This window comes from Schinkia acidoalkalinis (assembly GCF_054301215.1).
On record NZ_CP182573.1, the window covers coordinates 529,273 to 548,469 of the forward strand.

A 19,197-nucleotide genomic window follows, 5' to 3' on the forward strand; every position below is an offset into this window, starting at 1 on the left:
TTCTTATTCTTCCTCTCCAGCTACTAAAAAGTCCGGATTTAAATCTTCAAACTCTTCATCTAAAAAGTCATCATCATCATCATTTTCCTCACAAGCACCTGGATAGACCTTTACACAAACCTTTGTTTCACCAATGACTTCGGCAATGAACTCACGCTCTACTTGAACAACAATTTTATTGCCATTTGGTGAAATGGAGCATTCTAAACAGTTTGGTTGTTGTAATACCCTCGCTACGACTTCTAATTCATCATTAACGCAATTTTCATCCTTTGAAGATAGACGGACTACATCTTTATAATGTACAGTTTCAGTTACAACCTCTGTTTTCGTGTTGTCACTGAAGGAATACCATACGTTAATATCGTAGTTTCCTTCGATTTCTACATTCTCTCCAACCTTTTTAGCATCATATTCATGGTTAATGATCCAACAACCAAGAATGCTGGTCGGTCTGTGAGATGGCGTAATTGTATGTGTACATTGCGTAAATTTCCGACCTTTACCACAAACTGCTTTTGTAATTATCTCTCTAAATCGATACTCATGCTCTTTATTTGTTGACATATGAGCACTACCTCCTCATTCTTCGTTCCTTTTCATCCTATGCAGGGCGAATGACCAGTGTGCAATAAATTCTTTATCATCAAACTATATAACTTAGTAGGAATTTCAAAAAGGCAACTCAGACTTTAGTCTATTCTATGCACAAGACGGGAGATATGTGCCCAGTTTCATAAAGACGCAGAAAAGGGCTGACCATATGGCCAACCCACTGTTGTTTTTGTATTATTTTTGTTTAAGTTCTTCTGGAATGAGGTGGTCATGCTCGCAGCCGCCCTCTTGGTGGCATCCAGGCTCTGAGCCTGTTTTACCTTGCAAAAGATCTCCGCCAGTAGACACAATAATTTCATTTGTGACTGTTTGTGAAATTGTACTTGAAACGAGTTGCAATAAGTCATTCACAACCGTTTGTGATTGCTTAAATTCTGTTACAACAGGAATTCCATCCAACTCAGCCATTAAAGATTCGATTTTGTCTTCTACTTTCTTTAATGCTTCCGGTTTATTATAATGCTGGAAATTTACCGCTTGTTTTTGGTAACTCTTAATATCATCCATCAATTTACGAACCTTTTGATTATTGTTGATGGCTTCCTCCGCTTTTTTGAAAAACTCTACCTCTTCTGTTTCAGCAATTAATTTGGCAAGCTCTGCCGCTTTTTCCACTACTTCTGATTTTGTATAGTTAGCCATTATATGTTACCCCCATCGTTTCTTCTACCATTTCACCATTTAATGACCATGTCTTTGCATCCGTAATCTTCACCTTGACAATTTGTCCTATTGCAGATTTTGGGCCTTTAAAGTTCACTAATTTACTTTTTCTTGAGTATCCTGCTAAAATCTCTGGATTGTTTTTACTTTCCCCTTCAACAAGAACCTCAATAATATGGTCTTGATATTGCTTGTTTTTCTTAGCGGAAATTTCATTTACTACTGCGTTCAAGCGTTGCAAACGTTCCTTTTTCACTTCCAGTGGTACATTATCAACCATATCTGCGGCCGGAGTACCCTCACGTGGTGAATAGATGAAAGTATAAGCACTATCATATTCAACTTCACGGTATAAAGAAAGTGTATCTTCAAATTGCTCTTCCGTTTCATTAGGGAAGCCCACGATGATATCTGTTGTTAACGATGCATTTGGAATCGCTTCTTTTATTTTACGTACAAGTTCCAAGTATTGCTCTCTCGTATATTTACGAGACATGATTTTCAACATTTCTGTGCTTCCTGATTGTACAGGTAAATGGATATGATCCATTAAATTGCCGCCTTTAGCAAGCACTTCAATTAAGCGATCGTCGAAATCACGTGGATGGCTTGTCGTAAAGCGAATACGCGGAATATCGATTTTACGGATTTCATCCATTAAATCACCTAGACCATATTTTATATCTTCAAAGTCTTTTCCGTAGGCGTTCACGTTTTGTCCCAACAACGTAATTTCTTTATATCCTTGGCGTGCTATATCTCGTACCTCTGCAATGATATCTTCCGGACGACGACTGCGTTCTTTGCCTCTAGTATAAGGAACAATACAGTACGTACAGAATTTATCACATCCATACATAATATTAACCCAAGCTTTAATTTGGCCATTTCTTACTTTTGGTAGGTTTTCAATAACATCGCCTTCTTTAGACCACACTTCCACGACGCGTTCTTTACTTAACATTGCCTCTTTCAGAAGCTGTGGAAGACGATGGATATTATGCGTACCGAAAATAAGGTCTACGTGCTGATGCTTTTGAAGTAAACGATTGACTACGCCCTCTTCCTGAGACATACAGCCGCATACACCTAAAATAATGTCAGGATTTTTTGTTTTTAATGGCTTTAAATGTCCAATTTCACCAAACACTTTATTTTCAGCATTTTCACGGACAGCGCAAGTATTTAATAAAATAATATCCGCATCTACTGTATCATCTGTGGTTTCAAAACCCATTTCGGACAGGATGCCTGCCATTACCTCTGTATCATGTTCATTCATTTGGCAGCCATACGTACGAATATAAAACTTCTTGTCTTTTCCGATTCCTTCCATATCAGCCGGGATGTCATAGCCACGGTGAACTTTTACGTCCTCTTTTCCACGTTGTTTAGCATCTTTCAATGAAGGTGGCTGGTATGTTGATTCGAAATATTTTGCATAATCCTTTTCGGATTTTTTGTCCGAAGGATTAGCATTTTTTATTTGTTGACTTTCTAAGCGTTGTTGTTCGTTCATGAAAATCTCCTTCCTCTATTAATAAAAAATAATGAAAGCATTTTTTTAGAATAAATAATTCACCAATTACATAGTATAAAGGTTTAAAGGTAAATTAACAATACCACAGGTCACGGAAAAAGTGTCAGTAGAAGCAAAAAAAGCCGACCTCGAAAGGCCAGCTTTTTTTATCAAATTACATGAATTCTTTTACTAATTCATTTAACTTGTCTTCTGAAATGTTTAGGTCAGCTTGAACAAGAGGTTTTTCGTAATATCCTCCATGTACAAGTTCTTGATATGATTTTTGTTCTTTGTTTTGATAGATAACTCCAGTTACTAGACCATGATTATCCATCAATGTTTGCATTGCCATATTACGATTTAAAGGATCATAACCTTCAATGTCGCTTAATTTCTTAAGGTTTTCTTTAAACCAATCATAAGTATTTACTTTATTATATGTTACACAAGGGCTGAATACGTTGATTAAAGAGAAGCCTTTGTGGTTAATACCAGCTTCAATAATCTCAGTAAGCTCTTTTAGGTCACTTGAGAAGCTTTGCGCTACAAATGTTGCACCAGCTGTTAAAGCCATTTCCATTGCATGGATAGAATGCTCTATTGAACCTTTTGGTGTACTTTTTGTTTTGAAACCAAATTCACTACGTGGTGATGTTTGACCTTTAGTCAATCCGTAGATATGGTTATCCATTACAATGTATGTCATATCAATGTTACGACGAATTGCGTGGATTGTATGTCCCATACCAATGGCAAAACCGTCACCGTCACCGCCTGCAGCAACAACTGTTAGGTCTTTATTGGCCATTTTAACACCTTGCGCAATTGGTAATGCACGACCATGGATACCATGGATACCGTAAGAATTAACATATCCTGAAATACGTCCAGAACAGCCAATTCCCGAGATAAGCGCGAAATTATGAGGCTCAACGCCAACATTTGCAACAGCACGTTGAATTGCAGCTTGAACTGAGTAATCTCCGCATCCTGGACACCAGTTAGGTTTTACGCTATTACGAAAATCTTTAAATGTTGCCATCTTATAACAACTCCTTAATTCTGTTGTAAATTTCACTAGGTAGGAATGGATTTCCGTCATATTTCAATATGCTCTCTACCTTATTGTGATTTCCCACGTTTAACTTAAGGATTTGTGTTAGCTGTCCAGTTGCATTATGTTCAAGTACTACAACCTTTTTAGCAGAATCAACTAATGGTTGAACTTCATCCACTGGGAATGGGTGAACTAGACGAATATGGGCATGGTTTACTTTGATGCCATCATTTTCAAGGCGACCCATTGCTTCTTCAATGCCACCACGTGTTGAGTTAAAACCAATCACCAATACGTCTGCTTCATCGTGTTTTACATTTTTATGAACTGGATTCTTAACATTAAGATTTACCATCTTATTGAAACGCTTGTCCATTTGTGCTTTACGATTTGCAGGAGCCTCAGATGGTCTACCGATTTCACTGTGTTCAACACCAGTCATATGGTGTAAACCATTTTTCATTCCAGGTACTACACGTTGTGAAATACCATCTTCGGTAACACGATAACGCTTGAAGTTTCCATCTGGTCCATCAGCTGTTAATTCAGCGTTAAGATCCAGCTTACCACGGCGAACTTCAATTTTTGAGAAATCTAAAGGTTCAACAGTTTGTTTACCTAAAGATAACTGAAGGTCAGTTAATAAGATAACCGGACATTGATATTCTTCAGCAAGGTTTAATGATTCAACAGCATCGAAAAATGCCTCTTCAACTGTACTTGGAGCAAGAACGATTTTAGGAATTTCACCATGTGTATTAAAAATCATTGACATCAAGTCAGATTGTTCAATTTTAGTTGGTAATCCTGTAGACGGACCCCCACGTTGGGTATCAACAATAACGATTGGAGTTTCAGTCATACCTGCAAGACCAATACCTTCAGCCATTAGTGAAAGGCCTGGGCCTGAAGATGCAGTAATCGCACGAACACCACCATAGTTAGCACCCATTGTCATTGTAACAGCAGCAATTTCGTCTTCTGTTTGAATAACAGTACCACCAAATTCAGGAAGCTTTTTAATTAAATACTCCATAATTTCAGAAGCAGGTGTAATTGGGTATGCAGCCATAAAGCGGCAACCGCCAGCAACAAAGCCCATTGCGATTGCATCGTTACCAATCATAAATAAGCGTTTTTTGCCATCTGCTTTGTCAAGCTGCATTGTAGAAAGTGTTCCACCAGCTTGCTCTTTAATATATTCAAAGCCTCTTGACATGGCTTCCATATTTTTTTCAACTACTTGTTGTCCTTTTTTCCCGAAAATTTCTTCAACAACTTCTCGGAACGCGTCAACAGGCAGTCCAAGAACAGCGCTTGAAGCACCAACCGCTACCATGTTTTTCATTAATGATGTACCTAATTCAGTAGCAATATCAGTAAAAGGTACTGAATAGAATGATACATTAGAGTTTTCAGGAATTACTGGATTGAATTTAGAATCAGCGATTACGACACCGCCATCACGTAATTCATGAAAGTTAACATCGATTGTCTCTTGATCAAATGCAACTAAGACATCAAGATCATCAGAAACAGATCGAACTTCAGTTGTGCTTACACGAATTTTGTTGTTTGTGTGGCCGCCTTTGATACGGGAAGAAAAGTGGCGGTAACCATACAAATAGTAACCTAAACGATTAAGAGCAATTGCAAAAATTTCCCCAGTACTCTCAATTCCTTCCCCTTGTTGTCCGCCAACTTTCCATGAAAGTTGATTGATCATATCTTACACCCCTTTTGAATGTACATTTATGATAAATGTTTCAGTGTATTTAAGTGTAGCACGATTCCACAAAAAAAAATTACCGAATGATAAATTATAATCTGCAGCAAAATAAAGTAAATTTTTGCATGGAAGTGTACTAAACGCTTTCAATTCTAGACTTATAAGAAGAAAAAATCAACCCTTTCTATCGCATTTTTGACAAATTTGTGTATTTTATTTCGATTGGGTTTATTTCGGAAAATTATCTACAAAATTTTGATAACAAATTTTAGAAATTTGCTCTTTTGAAAAATATTTTTTCATTTCCAAAATTAGTTTTTTGTAGCCTCGATAATCCTCTAAACCCTGCACAGTATAATCAATTCCATCGAAGTCTGACCCTAATCCAATATGGCTTTCTCCACCTAATGAGCAGATATGTTCGATATGACGAATTACATCTTTAATCTCTGCATTTTGTTTATCTCCGCTCAAGAAATCGGGCACAAAGGTCACGCCAATCACGCCATTTTTTTGAATAATGGCCTTGATTTGCTCATCTTTTAAATTTCGGTGATGTTGAAATAAAGAATAGGCATTAGAATGTGACGCAATTGGGTAATCTGCGGTCTCAATAACGTCCCAGAATGAAGCTTCACCTAAATGTGAAACATCCGTCCAGATCCGCAATTGATTGTTAAGTTCGACCACTTCTCTTCCAAAGTTCGTCAAACCGCCATTTCTTTTTTCAAGTGCCCCGTCTGCCACTGCATTGGCATAATTCCATGTTAATCCCACTGAGCGGACACCAAGTCGATATAATGTCTTTAGTCTTACAATATCATGGCCAATCGCATCACAGCCTTCTAATGTTAATATAGCCCCAATCTCATCATCCTTAAGCTTGAGAATATCTTCTTTTTCAAGAATTATCTTCATCTTTGAATTGGTGTATAAAATCTTTTCGAAAAAAAGATCAACCATTTCCAAGGCCACATTAAACCTGTCGCTAAACCTCACACTTTCTGGAATATAGATGGCAAAGCATTGCACTTTACTTCCGGCATCTACCATATTTTCATAGTTCACATGCAGGACTTTGCTATCTTCAAATGAAATTTTATTATTGAGCCACATTTTATAGAGAACATCACAATGGGCATCAAAGATTTTTGTCATTAGTATTCCCTCCTGATGAATAGCTTAGACGCAAAACAAGGGGCATTCCAAACGTTCTAGCGCCACGAGAATGACCTATTCAGGCTCCCATATGGCTGCAAGAATATTTAGATGCCCCAAGGATAATGTTAATATAAAACAACAAGTAAGATTGCGTTTAGCGAGGTTCAACAATTAATTTAATTGCCGTACGCTCTTCTCCGTCGATTAATATATCTGTAAATGCAGGAATACATATTAAATCAACTCCACTCGGTGCTACAAATCCTCGTGCGATCGCAACTGCCTTCACGGCTTGGTTTAAGGCACCTGCGCCAATTGCTTGAATCTCAGCAGCGCCACGTTCACGTAAAACCCCCGCAAGTGCTCCAGCTACAGAATTAGGATTAGATTTTGCTGAAACTTTTAATATTTCCATTCCTGGTTCCTCCTCGTATGAATAAGTAAATCAATAATCATTTCCTCTTCTACTATATTCACGAAATCCCCAGTTATTCCTGCTTAATTCCTTTTATTTTTCTAAAAAGTTCTAAAATTCACTCAAAGAGGAATGGTCGTCATTAATTAAAATACGTTCGATTTTCTGCGCTTTCCCCGTTTTTGGATCAATATCAATTACAACGGCACTTAATTGCTCTCTTCCGGATGAGACTTCAAACCTTACCGGTAGACTTGTTATAAACTTTTTCAAAACTGCCTGTCTTTCCATTCCGAGAATGCCATCATATGGTCCTGTCATTCCTACATCTGTTATATAGGCAGTTCCACCTGGCAGGATGCGATCATCAGCTGTTTGAACATGGGTATGTGTGCCAACAACTGCTGATACTTTGCCATCAAGGTACCAGCCCATAGCTTGTTTTTCACTTGTAGCTTCCGCATGAAAATCGACAAAAATGATATTTGTCCGTTTCTTAATTTCCGCTATCAACTCATCCACCTTTTTAAACGGACAATCGAGCGGAGGCAAAAAAGTTCTCCCCTGCAAATTAATAATTCCGATTTCAATGCCATTAAGATTTAGAATGACAAATCCCTTTCCAGGCGTTCCTTCCGGAAAATTAGCTGGTCTTACAAGAAATTTCGCCTCGTCTATAAATTCAAAGATTTCTTTATTGTCCCATGTATGGTTTCCGAGGGTTACCGCATGGGCCCCTGCTTCTAAAAATGAACGATATATTTTCTCTGTTATTCCTCTTCCAGAAGCAGCATTTTCCCCATTAATAATCGTGACATGGGCCTTATATTTATTTTTTAGTTTTGGTAAATAGGTCTTGATCATGTTTCGGCCGGGTGAGCCGACAACATCTCCAACAAATAAAATCCGCATTTACTAGCTCCAATCTTTATTCTTTTTCGTCATATTTTTAGTTTTACATAGAGTTTTGTTAATGTCAAAAACAACAAAAGAAGTGGTGAATATTCACCACTTCTTTTTATTTTGCGTACTCGACTGCACGAGTTTCACGTATAACAGTCACTTTAATGTGACCAGGATAGTCTAATTCACTTTCAATTCGCTTACGGATATCTCTTGCAAGTTTATGTGCTTGTAGGTCATCAACAGTATCAGGTTTGACCATAATTCTAATTTCACGGCCAGCCTGAATTGCAAATGATTTTTCTACTCCTTCATAGGACTCGGAAATTTCTTCAAGCTTTTCTAATCTGCGAATATAGTTCTCTAATGTTTCACTTCTTGAACCTGGTCTCGCAGCAGAGAGTGCATCAGCAGCAGCTACTAATACTGCTATAATTGAAGTCGCTTCTGTATCACCATGGTGTGAAGCAATACTGTTGATTACAACTGGGTGCTCTTTATACTTGGTTGCAAGTTCAACACCAATTTCAACATGACTGCCTTCTACCTCATGGTCAATCGCTTTTCCGATATCATGGAGAAGACCTGATCTTTTCGCAAGAGTTATATCTTCACCTAATTCTGCGGCCATTAAACCGGTTAAGTGTGCAACTTCCATTGAGTGCTTTAATACGTTTTGGCCGTAACTTGTCCGATACTTTAATCTACCCAGAATTTTAATTAAATCCGGATGTAGACCATGAACACCTACTTCAAATGTAGATTGTTCACCGACTTCACGGATATGTTCATCTACTTCTCGTCTAGATTTTTCGACCATTTCTTCAATTCGAGCCGGATGGATTCGACCATCTTGAACAAGTTTTTCCAAAGCTAATCTTGCAGTTTCACGACGAATAGGGTCAAAGCCGGATAATATTACAGCTTCAGGCGTATCATCAATGATAAGATCAATTCCTGTCAACGTTTCAATCGTACGAATATTACGTCCTTCACGTCCGATAATGCGACCTTTCATTTCGTCGTTAGGCAAATTCACGACAGAAACAGTTGTCTCGGCAACGTGATCTGCTGCACATCTTTGGATAGCTAGTGAAAGGATTTCCTTCGCTTTCTTATCAGATTCCTCTTTAATGCGATTCTCATTTTCCTTAATCATCACTGCGGATTCATAAGAAAGCTCTTTCTCTAGGTTATCCATGATAATTTGCTTAGCCTCTTCCCTAGATAAACCTGAAATTCGTTCAAGTTCTGCTTGTTGCTGACGAACCATTTCATCCATTTTGCTTTCCAACTCTTCAATATGCTGTTGTCTTTTGGTAAGAGAATCTTCCTTCTTTTCAAGCGTTGCTTCACGTTTGTCTAAGCTTTCGCTTTTGCGATCTAGAATCTCTTCCTTTTGCATCAATCGATTTTCTTGCTTCTGTAACTCGCTCCTTCGTTCACGGATTTCTCGCTCCGCTTCTGTACGAATTTTATGATTTTCATCCTTTGCTTCAAGAAGCGCTTCCTTCTTGGATGCTTCAGCTTCACGTTTGGCATCTTCGATAATTTGTTCGGCTGCATGCTCTGCACTAGTAATTTTTGCTTCTGCAATGGATTTTCTAACAAAATAACCAACAACTGCACCGACAAGTATGGCCAGCAAAACGGAGATGATTGTAATTAGGTCCATCATTTCACCTCCTCTTGCTATCGACTTGTACATCTTTCACGAATGATTAAATACTTTCTCGTTTGATGTAAGTTATCAACGTCTTACACCGTAAAATTTCAACATAAAGCACTTAGTTTTCCATAATTTTCAATATCTAAAAATAGTGAAATTATACATATTAATTGTAATTGTGGTTATATTCGTTGTCAAGTATCATAGACAATTGTTATTTACTATATCAATCGTGATAAGAAAAAATACTATGTTACAGAAATAGAAAAAGAAGCGCCCTTATGGAACGCTCCTTGTTTATTATTCATCAAACAAATCTTCTTGGGCAGCTGCATTTTCGGACTCTGCAATCGTCACTGGATTATCTAATCCAAAGTGGTCGCGAACCTTTATGCGTATTTCTGCATAAAGGTCAGGATTTTCTTTCAGGAATTGTTTTGCATTTTCCCGGCCTTGGCCTAAACGCTCTTCATTGTAGGAGTACCATGCACCGCTTTTTTGAACAATATCCAGTTCAGAAGCGATGTCAATAAGCTCCCCTTCCTTGGAAATTCCTTCACCATACATAATATCTACATCTGCTGTTTTAAAAGGTGGTGCTACTTTATTTTTCACAACTTTAATCTTTGTTCTGCTACCAACCATTTCATTTCCTTGCTTAATTGTTTCAGCACGGCGTACTTCTAGACGAACTGATGCGTAAAATTTCAACGCTCTACCACCAGTTGTAGTCTCCGGATTTCCAAACATAACTCCAATTTTTTCACGAACTTGATTTATAAAAATTGCAATTGTTTTTGATTTATTGATGGCACCTGATAATTTACGTAATGCTTGTGACATAAGGCGCGCTTGTAACCCCATGTGGGAGTCACCCATTTCGCCTTCGATTTCTGCTTTTGGCACCAATGCCGCTACAGAGTCAATTACGATTATATCAACTGCTCCACTGCGTACTAAAGCATCAGCAATTTCAAGCGCCTGTTCCCCAGTATCTGGTTGGGATAACAGAAGCTCATCAATGTTTACTCCTAGCTTTTCTGCATAAATCGGATCGAGCGCATGCTCAGCGTCTATAAACGCTGCTGTCCCACCTTGCTTTTGTGCTTCTGCAATCGCGTGGAGTGCTACAGTAGTTTTACCTGAGCTTTCTGGTCCGTACACCTCTATTATTCTTCCACGCGGATATCCTCCAACTCCTAGTGCGATATCAAGTGCTAATGATCCACTAGATGTTGTTGCTAGTTTTATTTCACCCTGCTCTCCTAATTTCATAATGGAGCCTTTGCCAAACTGCTTTTCAATTTGTCTTAACGCTTGCTCAAGGGCAGCTTTACGATCACTCATTAAAATGAACTCCTCCTTCTCTTAAACTATCACTATCATACCTGTTTTTTTTCATTTTGCCAACTTTTATCGAACGTTTATTCGTTCGATTTTCATGGTAAATAACTTAAAGAAATCCAATTTTCTCTTAAGAAAAATAAAAAATTCAGAGGGTCTCTTCCTCTGAATTTTTTATTTCTTATTTAATTTTTTTAACAAGTGAAAATAGCCATACTTAACCGACCGTGTTCTAATCGCATCTCGATTGCCCGCTAATTTTAACGGATATACTATCGTTTCCTCCCCATTGATGGCAATGCCGATAAACACCGTGCCAACCTCTTTGCCTTCTTGTTGATCCGGTCCGGCCACACCGGTGAAGCTGATACCGATATCTGTATTTAGTAATGTTCTTACATTCTCAGCCATGTGCCCGGCACATTCTTTACTTACAACACCTTTGTCTTCAATAATATCACTAGGAACTTTCAGCACATTCCGCTTCACTTCCGTGTCGTAGCAGACAATGCTCCCTTTAAAGATGCTCGAAGATCCTGCAAAGTTGGTAAGTTCCTTCGCAAAGGCCCCTCCTGTTAAACTTTCCGCACTCGCAATTGACAAGTTTTTCTTTTTCAACAGCTGGAAAAGCTCTTGATAAAGAGTAGAATCGTTATATCCATAGAAATACTGACCAACCCGCTTTTGAATTTTACTCTCAAGCTCAGCAAGCATTTTATGAGCCCTTTCCAATGAAGAATCCTTTGCCGTTAATCGTAATGTGGCTTCTCCATCATCAATCAGCGGGGCAATGGTTGGGTTCGTCTGTGCATCGATTAAATCTTCTACTTCTGTTTCTAACTGCGATTCACCAATACCAAAAAACTTAAGAACTTTGGATTCAATATATTCTTTGAGTTCTAGTTGCTCTAGTAAATAAAAGCGCCCATAGTTTTCGTACATTGGCTTTAATTCTCGGGGCGGCCCGGGAAAAAGCATATAAAAGCAGTCATCTTGGGTTAGCGCGAGCCCCGGAGCTGTTCCAAAATCGTTTGGTAAAACGCGTGATCCTTCTATCACTAATGCTTGCTTTCTATTATTCTCGGTCATTTGACGATTCTGCTTTTGAAAATGACTTGAAATTTCGTTTAATACATTTACATCTTCGATTAAATCAAGGGATAAAATAGAAGCGACCGTTTCCTTTGTTAAATCATCTTTCGTTGGACCGAGCCCACCAGTAAAAACAATCAAATCAGCCCTTTTCCTCGCTATATCAATCACTTGCTTCAAACGCCCTTCATTATCACCGACAACCGTATGGTGAAAAACATTTATTCCAAGCTCGGCAAGCCTTTTCGAAAGAAATTGGGCATTTGTGTTGGCAATTTGTCCAAGGAGGAGTTCTGTTCCTACAGCAATGATTTCCGCATTCACGTCATCATTCCCCATTTACTTAGAATTTTTAAAAACATGTGTATTTCTAGCAAAATAATCCAATCCAGAAAGGATTGTTAGGGCAACCGCAATCCAAAGTGCAATATCACCTAATGGGATTCCAAAGCCTTTAAATGGAATGTTATGAAGTAAAAGGGCCGAAATCGCAATAATTTGAAATACTGTTTTCAATTTCCCCATTTTTCCTGCAGCCATAACTTGACCTTCACCGGCAGCGACTAAACGGAGCCCCGTTACTGCGAATTCCCGGCTGATAATCACAATAACCATCCATGAAGGGGCTAACTGAAGCTCAACTAAAACGATTAAGGCTGCCGATACTAAAAGTTTATCTGCCAATGGGTCAAGAAATTTCCCTAAGTTTGTCACTAGATTATGTTTTCTGGCAAGATGCCCATCAATCCAGTCTGTGGTAGAGGCAATGATAAAAATCAGCGTCCCGATAAAGTGGGTTACAGGTAGTGAATCATTAAATAAATAAAGGTCGCCTAAGCCAAATGGGATCAACATAAAGATTAAGAAAATAGGAATAAGTAGAATCCTGGATATTGTAATTTTATTAGGTAAGTTCAAGAATTAGTCCTCCATTCAATAGTAATCCATGAAAAGTGGCTGCCTAAATTGGTCAGGCACACCATACCAAGAAAATACATTCACTGGTATTACGTGTGGATGCCAGACTTTAACTTAGACAGCCTCCTATCATTGTGGCAATTCTTTATTAAAAGTGATCTTGATTTTTTGATGGACCTTTTCGTTCGGTGGAAATGGGTAGACAAAATCCTGTCCATTTATTTTGATAGCTACATCTAAAGTTCGTCCAATATTTAATTCAATCGCTTGCTCCGCCGAAAAATCGTAAGAAAGATTTTGGCCTGCTCCTAATTCACCCGCATAAAAAGACTTGCCCATGCCATTTTCAATTCCAATATAACTGTTGCCTGTAGATGTTAGTTCAACTGTAAATTGATCTGCACCTGTAAGCTCATAAGTTGTTGTAGGAGACGTTCCATTTCGCTGATCAACTTGTGTTAATTGCTGTGTAGTTGGCGGAACAGTTTCAGTTCCAGTCCCCTTTTCAGTACCATCTGCTGTTGGTGTTTCCTCTGTATCTGCAGGCACTTTTGATTGTTCTTGAGTTATACTTGGTTCCTCTTTTGCTTCATTTGGATTGACAATCGTTACATTTTCATCTTCTTGACTTTCAACGATTGGTTCCTGTACTGCTTCATCTGGATTGCCAGCTCCATTATTTTTCTGGAAGAATAGCCAGATGAAAACAACAATACCAATGATTAAAACTACAATTAACAGCTTCGGAAGCAAGGAAATTACAACGGAAGAAGTGTTAGAAACAGAAGTTTGTTTCTTTTGTGTTCTAGATAAACCGTTTGAAACCTCCGTCTCTGTCTTCGGCACCTCAGTAGCAAACTCTTCAAAAAGCTGCTCAGGATCAAGATCAACTGCTTCGGCATACTGCTTAATAAAGGCCCTAGCATAAAATTTTCCCGGCAGAACGTCAAAATTTCCTGCTTCAATAGCTTGTAAATATCTTTTTTGTATTTTCGTTATATCTTGTAATTCATCAAGGGTAAGACTTTTTCTTCTTCTAGCTTCCTCTAACCGCTTTCCCAGTTCAGTCAATGATAACACCATCCATTTTAATTAAAAATCAAAGGCTGAAAAGCCAAATCCAGAGTCGTTCGATAGTTGTTGTTCGACAACATCGTATGTAATTTCTTCATCGTGATCATTTCTAAGTTCAATAATATAGTCAAAATCATCGAGCGTATATTCTGAGTTCTGTATGAAAATATCGGGATGCTCGACTACCTTTACCGCTTGCATACGCATGATTTCCCGAACTAGTTGCCAATGCTTCTCTGGTGCTCTTTGAGAAGAAACAACGCCATCGATAATATATAAGTGGTCACTGTAATATTCCTCTTCTAACAGTTGACTTCGAATTGTTTGTTTTAACAAGGTTGAGGAAACAAATACCCATCTTTTATTGGCACATACACTTGCTGCCACAATCGATTCCGTTTTCCCAACTCGCGGCATCCCACGAATTCCAATCAATTTGTGCTCATTTTTCTTAAACAGCTCTGCCATAAAATCAACAAGAATCCCAATTTCAGCACGGACAAACCGAAAAGTTTTTTTATCATCCTTTTCGCGATGAATATAACGGCCATGTCTTACGGCTAGACGGTCACGCAAGGTAGGTCTCCGCAATTTAGTGACCCTGATATTATCAATTGTTTTCAGAATCGATTCCAGCCGTTCAATTTGCTGATATTTTTCACATTTTATTAAGAGGCCTCGGCGCATTGTCTCTACACCATTTATTGTAACTATATTAATAGAAAGCATACCTAATAATGAGGATATATCCCCAAGGAGTCCTGGACGGTTAATGACAATTTCATACTCTAAATACCATTCTTCCTTTTCCATACAATTCTCTCCAAACTCCCCTATGATTGGCTGAATTTTCCTTTCGATGTCCTGACTATATCTATAATAAATGATTTTATTATAATAGAAAAGAATAATAAACAAAAGAAGGAAAAATTAATCATAAGATAGGATAAAATGTCGTATTATGTAGAATTACTAGTATAAAAAATAAAAGAGAGGTTTCATGAAAGCCTCTCTTTTACGTGATGAGCTCAGTAAACAAGCTCCCTTATGATTTTTGAACTAATTTCATCATCAAATTTGCCATTGCTTGTTGTTCTTCTTCAGAAGCAACGTTCCAAAGCTCTGCTAATAGCTTTTGCTCAGGATTTTGCGGCTGAACCTCATTCGCTAAGTATTCGCCTACTTCAACGGCGATGTTCGATAACGTGTTTTGATCCATACCGTTGCCCTTAGCTTGGCTCATACGGTCTTGTAAAAAGTCTTTCCATTGTTCAAAGTTATCTAATACTGACATCTAATCACTCCTTAAGATTTGTTCATGATTAGAATGCCTAATTTATAAAATAATATTCATGTATACCATGCACCATTTATATTTAAAATTTCACCATTAATGTAAGACGCTTTCTCGGAAATTAAAAAGGTAACAGTATGGCCAATTTCTTCCGGTTTCCCGAAACGCCCCATTGGAATTTCGTCAAGAATTGCTTGTTTATCTTCATCTGAAAAATAGTCCAGCATTTTTGTATCAATCGTCCCGGGAGCAATCCCGTTCACATTGATGCCAGATGGTGCTACTTCCTTGGCAAGGGCCTTTACAAACGTGTTTTGGCCGCCCTTCACCATCGAATAAAGGACCTCACAGGAGGCACCAACACTACCCCAAATAGATGAGATGACGATGATTTTTCCTTGTTTTTTTCGTATCATCGCCGGCAATAAACGCTTCGCAATCAAAAATGGACTTGTAATATGGAGCTGGACCATTTTTTCAACTTCATCATTGGATATGTCCGTAATTAAACCAACATGGCTAAAGCCTGCATTTAAAATGAGCACATCCACCTCATTTTCCAACTGCCGTGATAATTCAAGATAACCGTCTGGAAGTGATAAGTCGGCTTGAATACATTTGGATTGCACCTGAAGGCGATCAGCTAAAGTTTTCACTGCTTGTTCATTTTGACGGTAATGCAAATAAAGATGATACCCCTCGTTTGCTAATGCAATTGCAATAGCTTGGCCAATCCCTCCGCTGGCCCCCGTAATCAACGCCCATTTTCCCATATAATGACTCCTTAATTTTAGTGAACTATTTCTACAATTTTTATTTTGCAGTATTCCCCTGGCTGATTATTGCGACCGGGTTTGATTGGACACCAGCTCAAAAATATTGCTTAGATACAGTCCAAGTCTCTAATCGTTAAGCTACGAATGGAGTCTCACTTCCCCGAAACATCCAGATGTTCATTCGTGGTAGGTTAGAGACTTGCCCGTAAGTATATTAATGCAGTGTCTAATCACTTTAGGAAGCAATAATCAGCCAGGGGAATACACTCTCTTTTACATTTATAATTAAATCACAAAAAGCGCCCACCATTATGGGCGCAATCGATTATTTAGGTACGACCTCACACACTGTAAAGCATTTTTCATCGAATAAATCTTCAGCCACTCGCTGTAAGTCAGACTTTTGAAGACTCTCCAAAACGGACACAATATCAAACAAGTTCATTTCATTAAATTGATACCTTGTAAATTGATTGGCAATATATTCAGGTGAATTCAAGGCCCGTAAAAATGAGCCAATTTTTTTCTTTTTCATTCTTGATAGGTAATCTTCTGAGATGCTGTTAATGTCAAAATTGAGCATAACATCCTTCAGGCGGTTGGCGAGCTGTTCTGGGTCTTCTGTGTCTCCGCCAATCATCGCAAACCCAAAGCCGTATTCCTCCGTATAATCAAAAGAAAAACTATCGTCGATTAAGCCATCGTTATACAGACTTTCATAGTTTTGCGAGCTTTTTCCGAACAACAAATCAAATAAAACATTGATGGCAAGTTCCCGCTCTAACAATTCTTTGCCAGAGCGATTCGGATTTTTCGCTTTAAATCCGACTAAACATTTAGGGGTTTGTACAGACATTTTCAGTACTTGTTTCGGAGTTGCCACTTCGGTTGGCTCCTCATCAAAGAAGCGTTTGATTTCTTTAGCTTCTTTAAATTCCTTTTTGCTTTGATTATCACGAATTTGCTTCATGATTTCTTCTTGATCAATCGGCCCAACAACAAAAAGGAGCATATTGCTAGGATGATAAAATGTCTCATAGCAAGTATATAAAAGTTCTTTCGTGATTTTCGCAATCGATTCAATCGTTCCCGCTATATCGATTTTAACCGGATGGGTTTTATACATATTTTCAATTAAGCCAAAATAAACACGCCAATCCGGATTATCATCATACATTGTAATTTCCTGGCCAATAATTCCTTTTTCCTTTTCAACCGTTTGGTCGCTGAAATAAGGACTTTGTACAAAATCGATTAATGTTTCTAAATTTTCTTTAACAGTTGATGTACTTGAAAACAGATAAGCTGTTCTTGTAAAAGACGTAAACGCATTGGCGGATGCACCTTGCTTGCTAAACTCTTGGAACACGTCGCCATCTTCTTTTTCAAAAAGCTTATGTTCCAAAAAGTGAGCGATGCCGTCTGGCACATGCAATTCATCCTTTTGACCAATTGGCACAAAGCGGTTATCAATACTTCCATAGTTTGTTGTGAATGTTGCATAGGTCTTATTGAAGCCTTCTTTTGGCAAAAGGTATACATTAAGCCCGTTGTCTAATTTTTCGTGATACAACGTCTCTTTCAGTTGTTCAAAGACAATTTTCTCCATTAGGCTCCCTCCAATCCCTTAAGGAAGTAGATTGTATCAAGCTCAACCTTAGCAGCAACAGCTGTAATTTCATCTTTCGTAATGGCCTCTATTTTCGTGAGCCAATCTTCAAAAGGACGCTTGTAGCCGGAAACAATGTTATGATAAAGCACCTCAATCAATCCAAATGGTGTATCGATTGTTTCAAGGATTTGGTTTTTTAAGACTGCTTTTGTTTGTATAATTTCGTCCTCCGTGAAATTGCCATTTTGCATTTGTTCCATTTGGTCTTTAATAATGGTGACGCATTTTTCATAATTAGCTGACTCAATGCCGCTCATAATCATTAACAGCCCTTTATGGCTCTCAAACCGTGATGCTGCATAATACGCCAAACTTTCTTTTTCACGAACATTGATAAATAGCTTAGAGTGGGAAAAACCTCCAAAAATGCCATTGTACATTTGTAGGGCGAAATAATCATCATCATGGTACGTAACATTAGTCCGACAGCCAATATGAAGCTTACCTTGCTTAATATCCTGCTCCTCCACTACTTGTTTCACGTCTGCAACCTTTTTATGGGCTACATTTGTTTTAACGAAGTTCATATTGCGGCTAGACGGCAAAACAAAGGCTTTCTCCGCCATTTCTTTAGCGTTATCGATATCGATATCTCCGACGATATAAAGGTCAATTTCGTCATTCACCAAGGCTCGTTGATAATATTCAAATAACAGCTTTTCATTGATGTTCTCAAGATCATCAATATTTCCATGGGCATTTAAGCGATAAGGCTCTTCTTTGCACATTTCTTGAATCAAGCGCATATTAGCATAGCGCATCTTATCATCATAAACAGCTTGAATTCGCTGCTTCAATGACCGTTTTTCTTTTTCTACATTTTGTTTCGAAAATACTCCATTTTCCGTAGCTGGTGATAATAATATTTCCGCCAACAGTTCAAGTCCTTTTTTCAAAAGGGGCGTTTGGTCAGTTAAATATTTTTCATTGGCAATATCCATTCGAATCGTGATGACTTGATATTCTCCCTTTTTGGAGACATCCACATTTAAAGAAGCACCATATAATTCATCAAGTTTTGTCCTAAGCTTTAGCGTGGAAGGGTATTTTTCTGTACCGCTTTGAAGAACATAGGGAAGCAGTGCTCTTGTAGTTACTGTATCATCTGCCAATGGTGCCTTTAGCCTTAAGGCGATTGTATTCGTTTTATATTTCAACGTTTCAATCCCATGAAGTGTAAATCCATTTAATTGTACACTTTGTTCCTTCACAAGATTCATCTAATTTCCTCCTCTATATCGAGATCAAAAAGTCTTTACATCATATGTCACTATGTTTTGTTTAAAATTACGA

General features: G+C 38.1%; 18 protein-coding genes. All 18 read right to left on the reverse strand.

The genetic code is table 11. The annotated features are described in order from the left end of the window. Positions 1–3: 3 nt before the first annotated feature. On the reverse strand, positions 4–567 hold the full coding sequence (locus tag ACNQFZ_RS02720; protein WP_458413826.1) for an outer spore coat protein CotE: 564 nt from the start codon (positions 565–567) through the stop codon (positions 4–6). Between the two features lie 222 nt (positions 568–789). Continuing rightward, complete coding sequence (locus ACNQFZ_RS02725; protein ID WP_458413827.1) at positions 790–1,257, reverse strand: RicAFT regulatory complex protein RicA family protein; 468 nt, start codon at positions 1,255–1,257, stop codon at positions 790–792. Beyond that, a complete protein-coding gene (gene miaB, locus ACNQFZ_RS02730; protein ID WP_458413828.1) occupies positions 1,250–2,797 on the reverse strand; it encodes a tRNA (N6-isopentenyl adenosine(37)-C2)-methylthiotransferase MiaB in 1,548 nt (515 codons plus the stop codon). Before miaB ends, ACNQFZ_RS02725 begins: the two co-directional genes overlap by 8 nt. Before the next feature lie 175 nt (positions 2,798–2,972). Further along, the gene (locus ACNQFZ_RS02735) at positions 2,973–3,842 is read right to left on the reverse strand and encodes a 2-oxoacid:ferredoxin oxidoreductase subunit beta (RefSeq protein ID WP_458413829.1); all 870 of its coding nucleotides are present in this window, start codon (positions 3,840–3,842) and stop codon (positions 2,973–2,975) included. A 1-nt stretch (position 3,843) separates the two neighbouring features. Next, a complete protein-coding gene (locus ACNQFZ_RS02740) occupies positions 3,844–5,583 on the reverse strand; it encodes a 2-oxoacid:acceptor oxidoreductase subunit alpha (RefSeq protein ID WP_458413830.1) in 1,740 nt (579 codons plus the stop codon). A 231-nt stretch (positions 5,584–5,814) separates the two neighbouring features. Next, entirely contained in the window at positions 5,815–6,744 is a 930-nt protein-coding gene (locus ACNQFZ_RS02745; protein ID WP_458413831.1) for a dipeptidase, read from the reverse strand. 157 nt (positions 6,745–6,901) lie between these two features. Beyond that, on the reverse strand, positions 6,902–7,162 hold the full coding sequence (gene spoVS, locus ACNQFZ_RS02750; RefSeq protein WP_003211281.1) for a stage V sporulation protein SpoVS: 261 nt from the start codon (positions 7,160–7,162) through the stop codon (positions 6,902–6,904). A 111-nt stretch (positions 7,163–7,273) separates the two neighbouring features. After that, the gene (locus ACNQFZ_RS02755) at positions 7,274–8,074 is read right to left on the reverse strand and encodes a TIGR00282 family metallophosphoesterase (RefSeq protein WP_458413832.1); all 801 of its coding nucleotides are present in this window, start codon (positions 8,072–8,074) and stop codon (positions 7,274–7,276) included. Positions 8,075–8,180: 106 nt separating this feature from the next. Continuing rightward, positions 8,181–9,740: a ribonuclease Y gene (gene rny, locus ACNQFZ_RS02760; protein WP_458415287.1), complete on the reverse strand. Its 1,560-nt coding sequence runs from the start codon at positions 9,738–9,740 to the stop codon at positions 8,181–8,183. 294 nt (positions 9,741–10,034) lie between these two features. Beyond that, positions 10,035–11,081: a recombinase RecA gene (gene recA, locus ACNQFZ_RS02765; protein ID WP_458413833.1), complete on the reverse strand. Its 1,047-nt coding sequence runs from the start codon at positions 11,079–11,081 to the stop codon at positions 10,035–10,037. A gap of 171 nt (positions 11,082–11,252) precedes the next feature. Continuing rightward, positions 11,253–12,494 carry a competence/damage-inducible protein A gene (locus tag ACNQFZ_RS02770; RefSeq protein ID WP_458413834.1) on the reverse strand — a complete coding sequence of 414 codons (1,242 nt, stop codon included), beginning with the start codon at positions 12,492–12,494 and terminating at the stop codon, positions 11,253–11,255. A gap of 15 nt (positions 12,495–12,509) precedes the next feature. Further along, positions 12,510–13,088 (reverse strand): CDP-diacylglycerol--glycerol-3-phosphate 3-phosphatidyltransferase, encoded by a 579-nt coding sequence (gene pgsA, locus ACNQFZ_RS02775; RefSeq protein ID WP_458413835.1) that lies wholly within the window; start codon positions 13,086–13,088, stop codon positions 12,510–12,512. Between the two features lie 129 nt (positions 13,089–13,217). Beyond that, positions 13,218–14,168 carry a helix-turn-helix domain-containing protein gene (locus ACNQFZ_RS02780; protein ID WP_458415288.1) on the reverse strand — a complete coding sequence of 317 codons (951 nt, stop codon included), beginning with the start codon at positions 14,166–14,168 and terminating at the stop codon, positions 13,218–13,220. Between the two features lie 12 nt (positions 14,169–14,180). Continuing rightward, positions 14,181–14,975, reverse strand: a complete 795-nt coding sequence (locus ACNQFZ_RS02785; protein WP_458413836.1) for a DUF3388 domain-containing protein — start codon at positions 14,973–14,975, stop codon at positions 14,181–14,183. Positions 14,976–15,207: 232 nt separating this feature from the next. Further along, positions 15,208–15,456 carry a DUF3243 family protein gene (locus ACNQFZ_RS02790; protein WP_458413837.1) on the reverse strand — a complete coding sequence of 83 codons (249 nt, stop codon included), beginning with the start codon at positions 15,454–15,456 and terminating at the stop codon, positions 15,208–15,210. A 56-nt stretch (positions 15,457–15,512) separates the two neighbouring features. After that, positions 15,513–16,229, reverse strand: coding sequence for an elongation factor P 5-aminopentanone reductase (ymfI, locus tag ACNQFZ_RS02795; RefSeq protein WP_458413838.1), 717 nt, complete (start codon positions 16,227–16,229; stop codon positions 15,513–15,515). Positions 16,230–16,557: 328 nt separating this feature from the next. Continuing rightward, the gene (gene yfmH, locus ACNQFZ_RS02800; RefSeq protein WP_458413839.1) at positions 16,558–17,841 is read right to left on the reverse strand and encodes an EF-P 5-aminopentanol modification-associated protein YfmH; all 1,284 of its coding nucleotides are present in this window, start codon (positions 17,839–17,841) and stop codon (positions 16,558–16,560) included. Then, the gene (yfmF, locus tag ACNQFZ_RS02805) at positions 17,841–19,124 is read right to left on the reverse strand and encodes an EF-P 5-aminopentanol modification-associated protein YfmF (protein WP_458413840.1); all 1,284 of its coding nucleotides are present in this window, start codon (positions 19,122–19,124) and stop codon (positions 17,841–17,843) included. Before yfmF ends, yfmH begins: the two co-directional genes overlap by 1 nt. Between the last annotated feature and the right edge of the window lie 73 nt (positions 19,125–19,197).

What these genes read in the sequence shown, in the direction of transcription:
- ACNQFZ_RS02720 (WP_458413826.1), bottom strand. Translation starts at nt 567, where the DNA reads ATGTCAACAAATAAAGAGCATGAGTATCGATTTAGAGAGATAATTACA.
- ACNQFZ_RS02725 (WP_458413827.1), bottom strand. Translation starts at nt 1,257, where the DNA reads ATGGCTAACTATACAAAATCAGAAGTAGTGGAAAAAGCGGCAGAGCTT.
- miaB (WP_458413828.1), bottom strand. Translation starts at nt 2,797, where the DNA reads ATGAACGAACAACAACGCTTAGAAAGTCAACAAATAAAAAATGCTAAT.
- ACNQFZ_RS02735 (WP_458413829.1), bottom strand. Translation starts at nt 3,842, where the DNA reads ATGGCAACATTTAAAGATTTTCGTAATAGCGTAAAACCTAACTGGTGT.
- ACNQFZ_RS02740 (WP_458413830.1), bottom strand. Translation starts at nt 5,583, where the DNA reads ATGATCAATCAACTTTCATGGAAAGTTGGCGGACAACAAGGGGAAGGA.
- ACNQFZ_RS02745 (WP_458413831.1), bottom strand. Translation starts at nt 6,744, where the DNA reads ATGACAAAAATCTTTGATGCCCATTGTGATGTTCTCTATAAAATGTGG.
- spoVS (WP_003211281.1), bottom strand. Translation starts at nt 7,162, where the DNA reads ATGGAAATATTAAAAGTTTCAGCAAAATCTAATCCTAATTCTGTAGCT.
- ACNQFZ_RS02755 (WP_458413832.1), bottom strand. Translation starts at nt 8,074, where the DNA reads ATGCGGATTTTATTTGTTGGAGATGTTGTCGGCTCACCCGGCCGAAAC.
- rny (WP_458415287.1), bottom strand. Translation starts at nt 9,740, where the DNA reads ATGGACCTAATTACAATCATCTCCGTTTTGCTGGCCATACTTGTCGGT.
- recA (WP_458413833.1), bottom strand. Translation starts at nt 11,081, where the DNA reads ATGAGTGATCGTAAAGCTGCCCTTGAGCAAGCGTTAAGACAAATTGAA.
- ACNQFZ_RS02785 (WP_458413836.1), bottom strand. Translation starts at nt 14,975, where the DNA reads ATGGAAAAGGAAGAATGGTATTTAGAGTATGAAATTGTCATTAACCGT.
- ACNQFZ_RS02790 (WP_458413837.1), bottom strand. Translation starts at nt 15,456, where the DNA reads ATGTCAGTATTAGATAACTTTGAACAATGGAAAGACTTTTTACAAGAC.
- ymfI (WP_458413838.1), bottom strand. Translation starts at nt 16,229, where the DNA reads ATGGGAAAATGGGCGTTGATTACGGGGGCCAGCGGAGGGATTGGCCAA.
- yfmH (WP_458413839.1), bottom strand. Translation starts at nt 17,841, where the DNA reads ATGGAGAAAATTGTCTTTGAACAACTGAAAGAGACGTTGTATCACGAA.
- yfmF (WP_458413840.1), bottom strand. Translation starts at nt 19,124, where the DNA reads ATGAATCTTGTGAAGGAACAAAGTGTACAATTAAATGGATTTACACTT.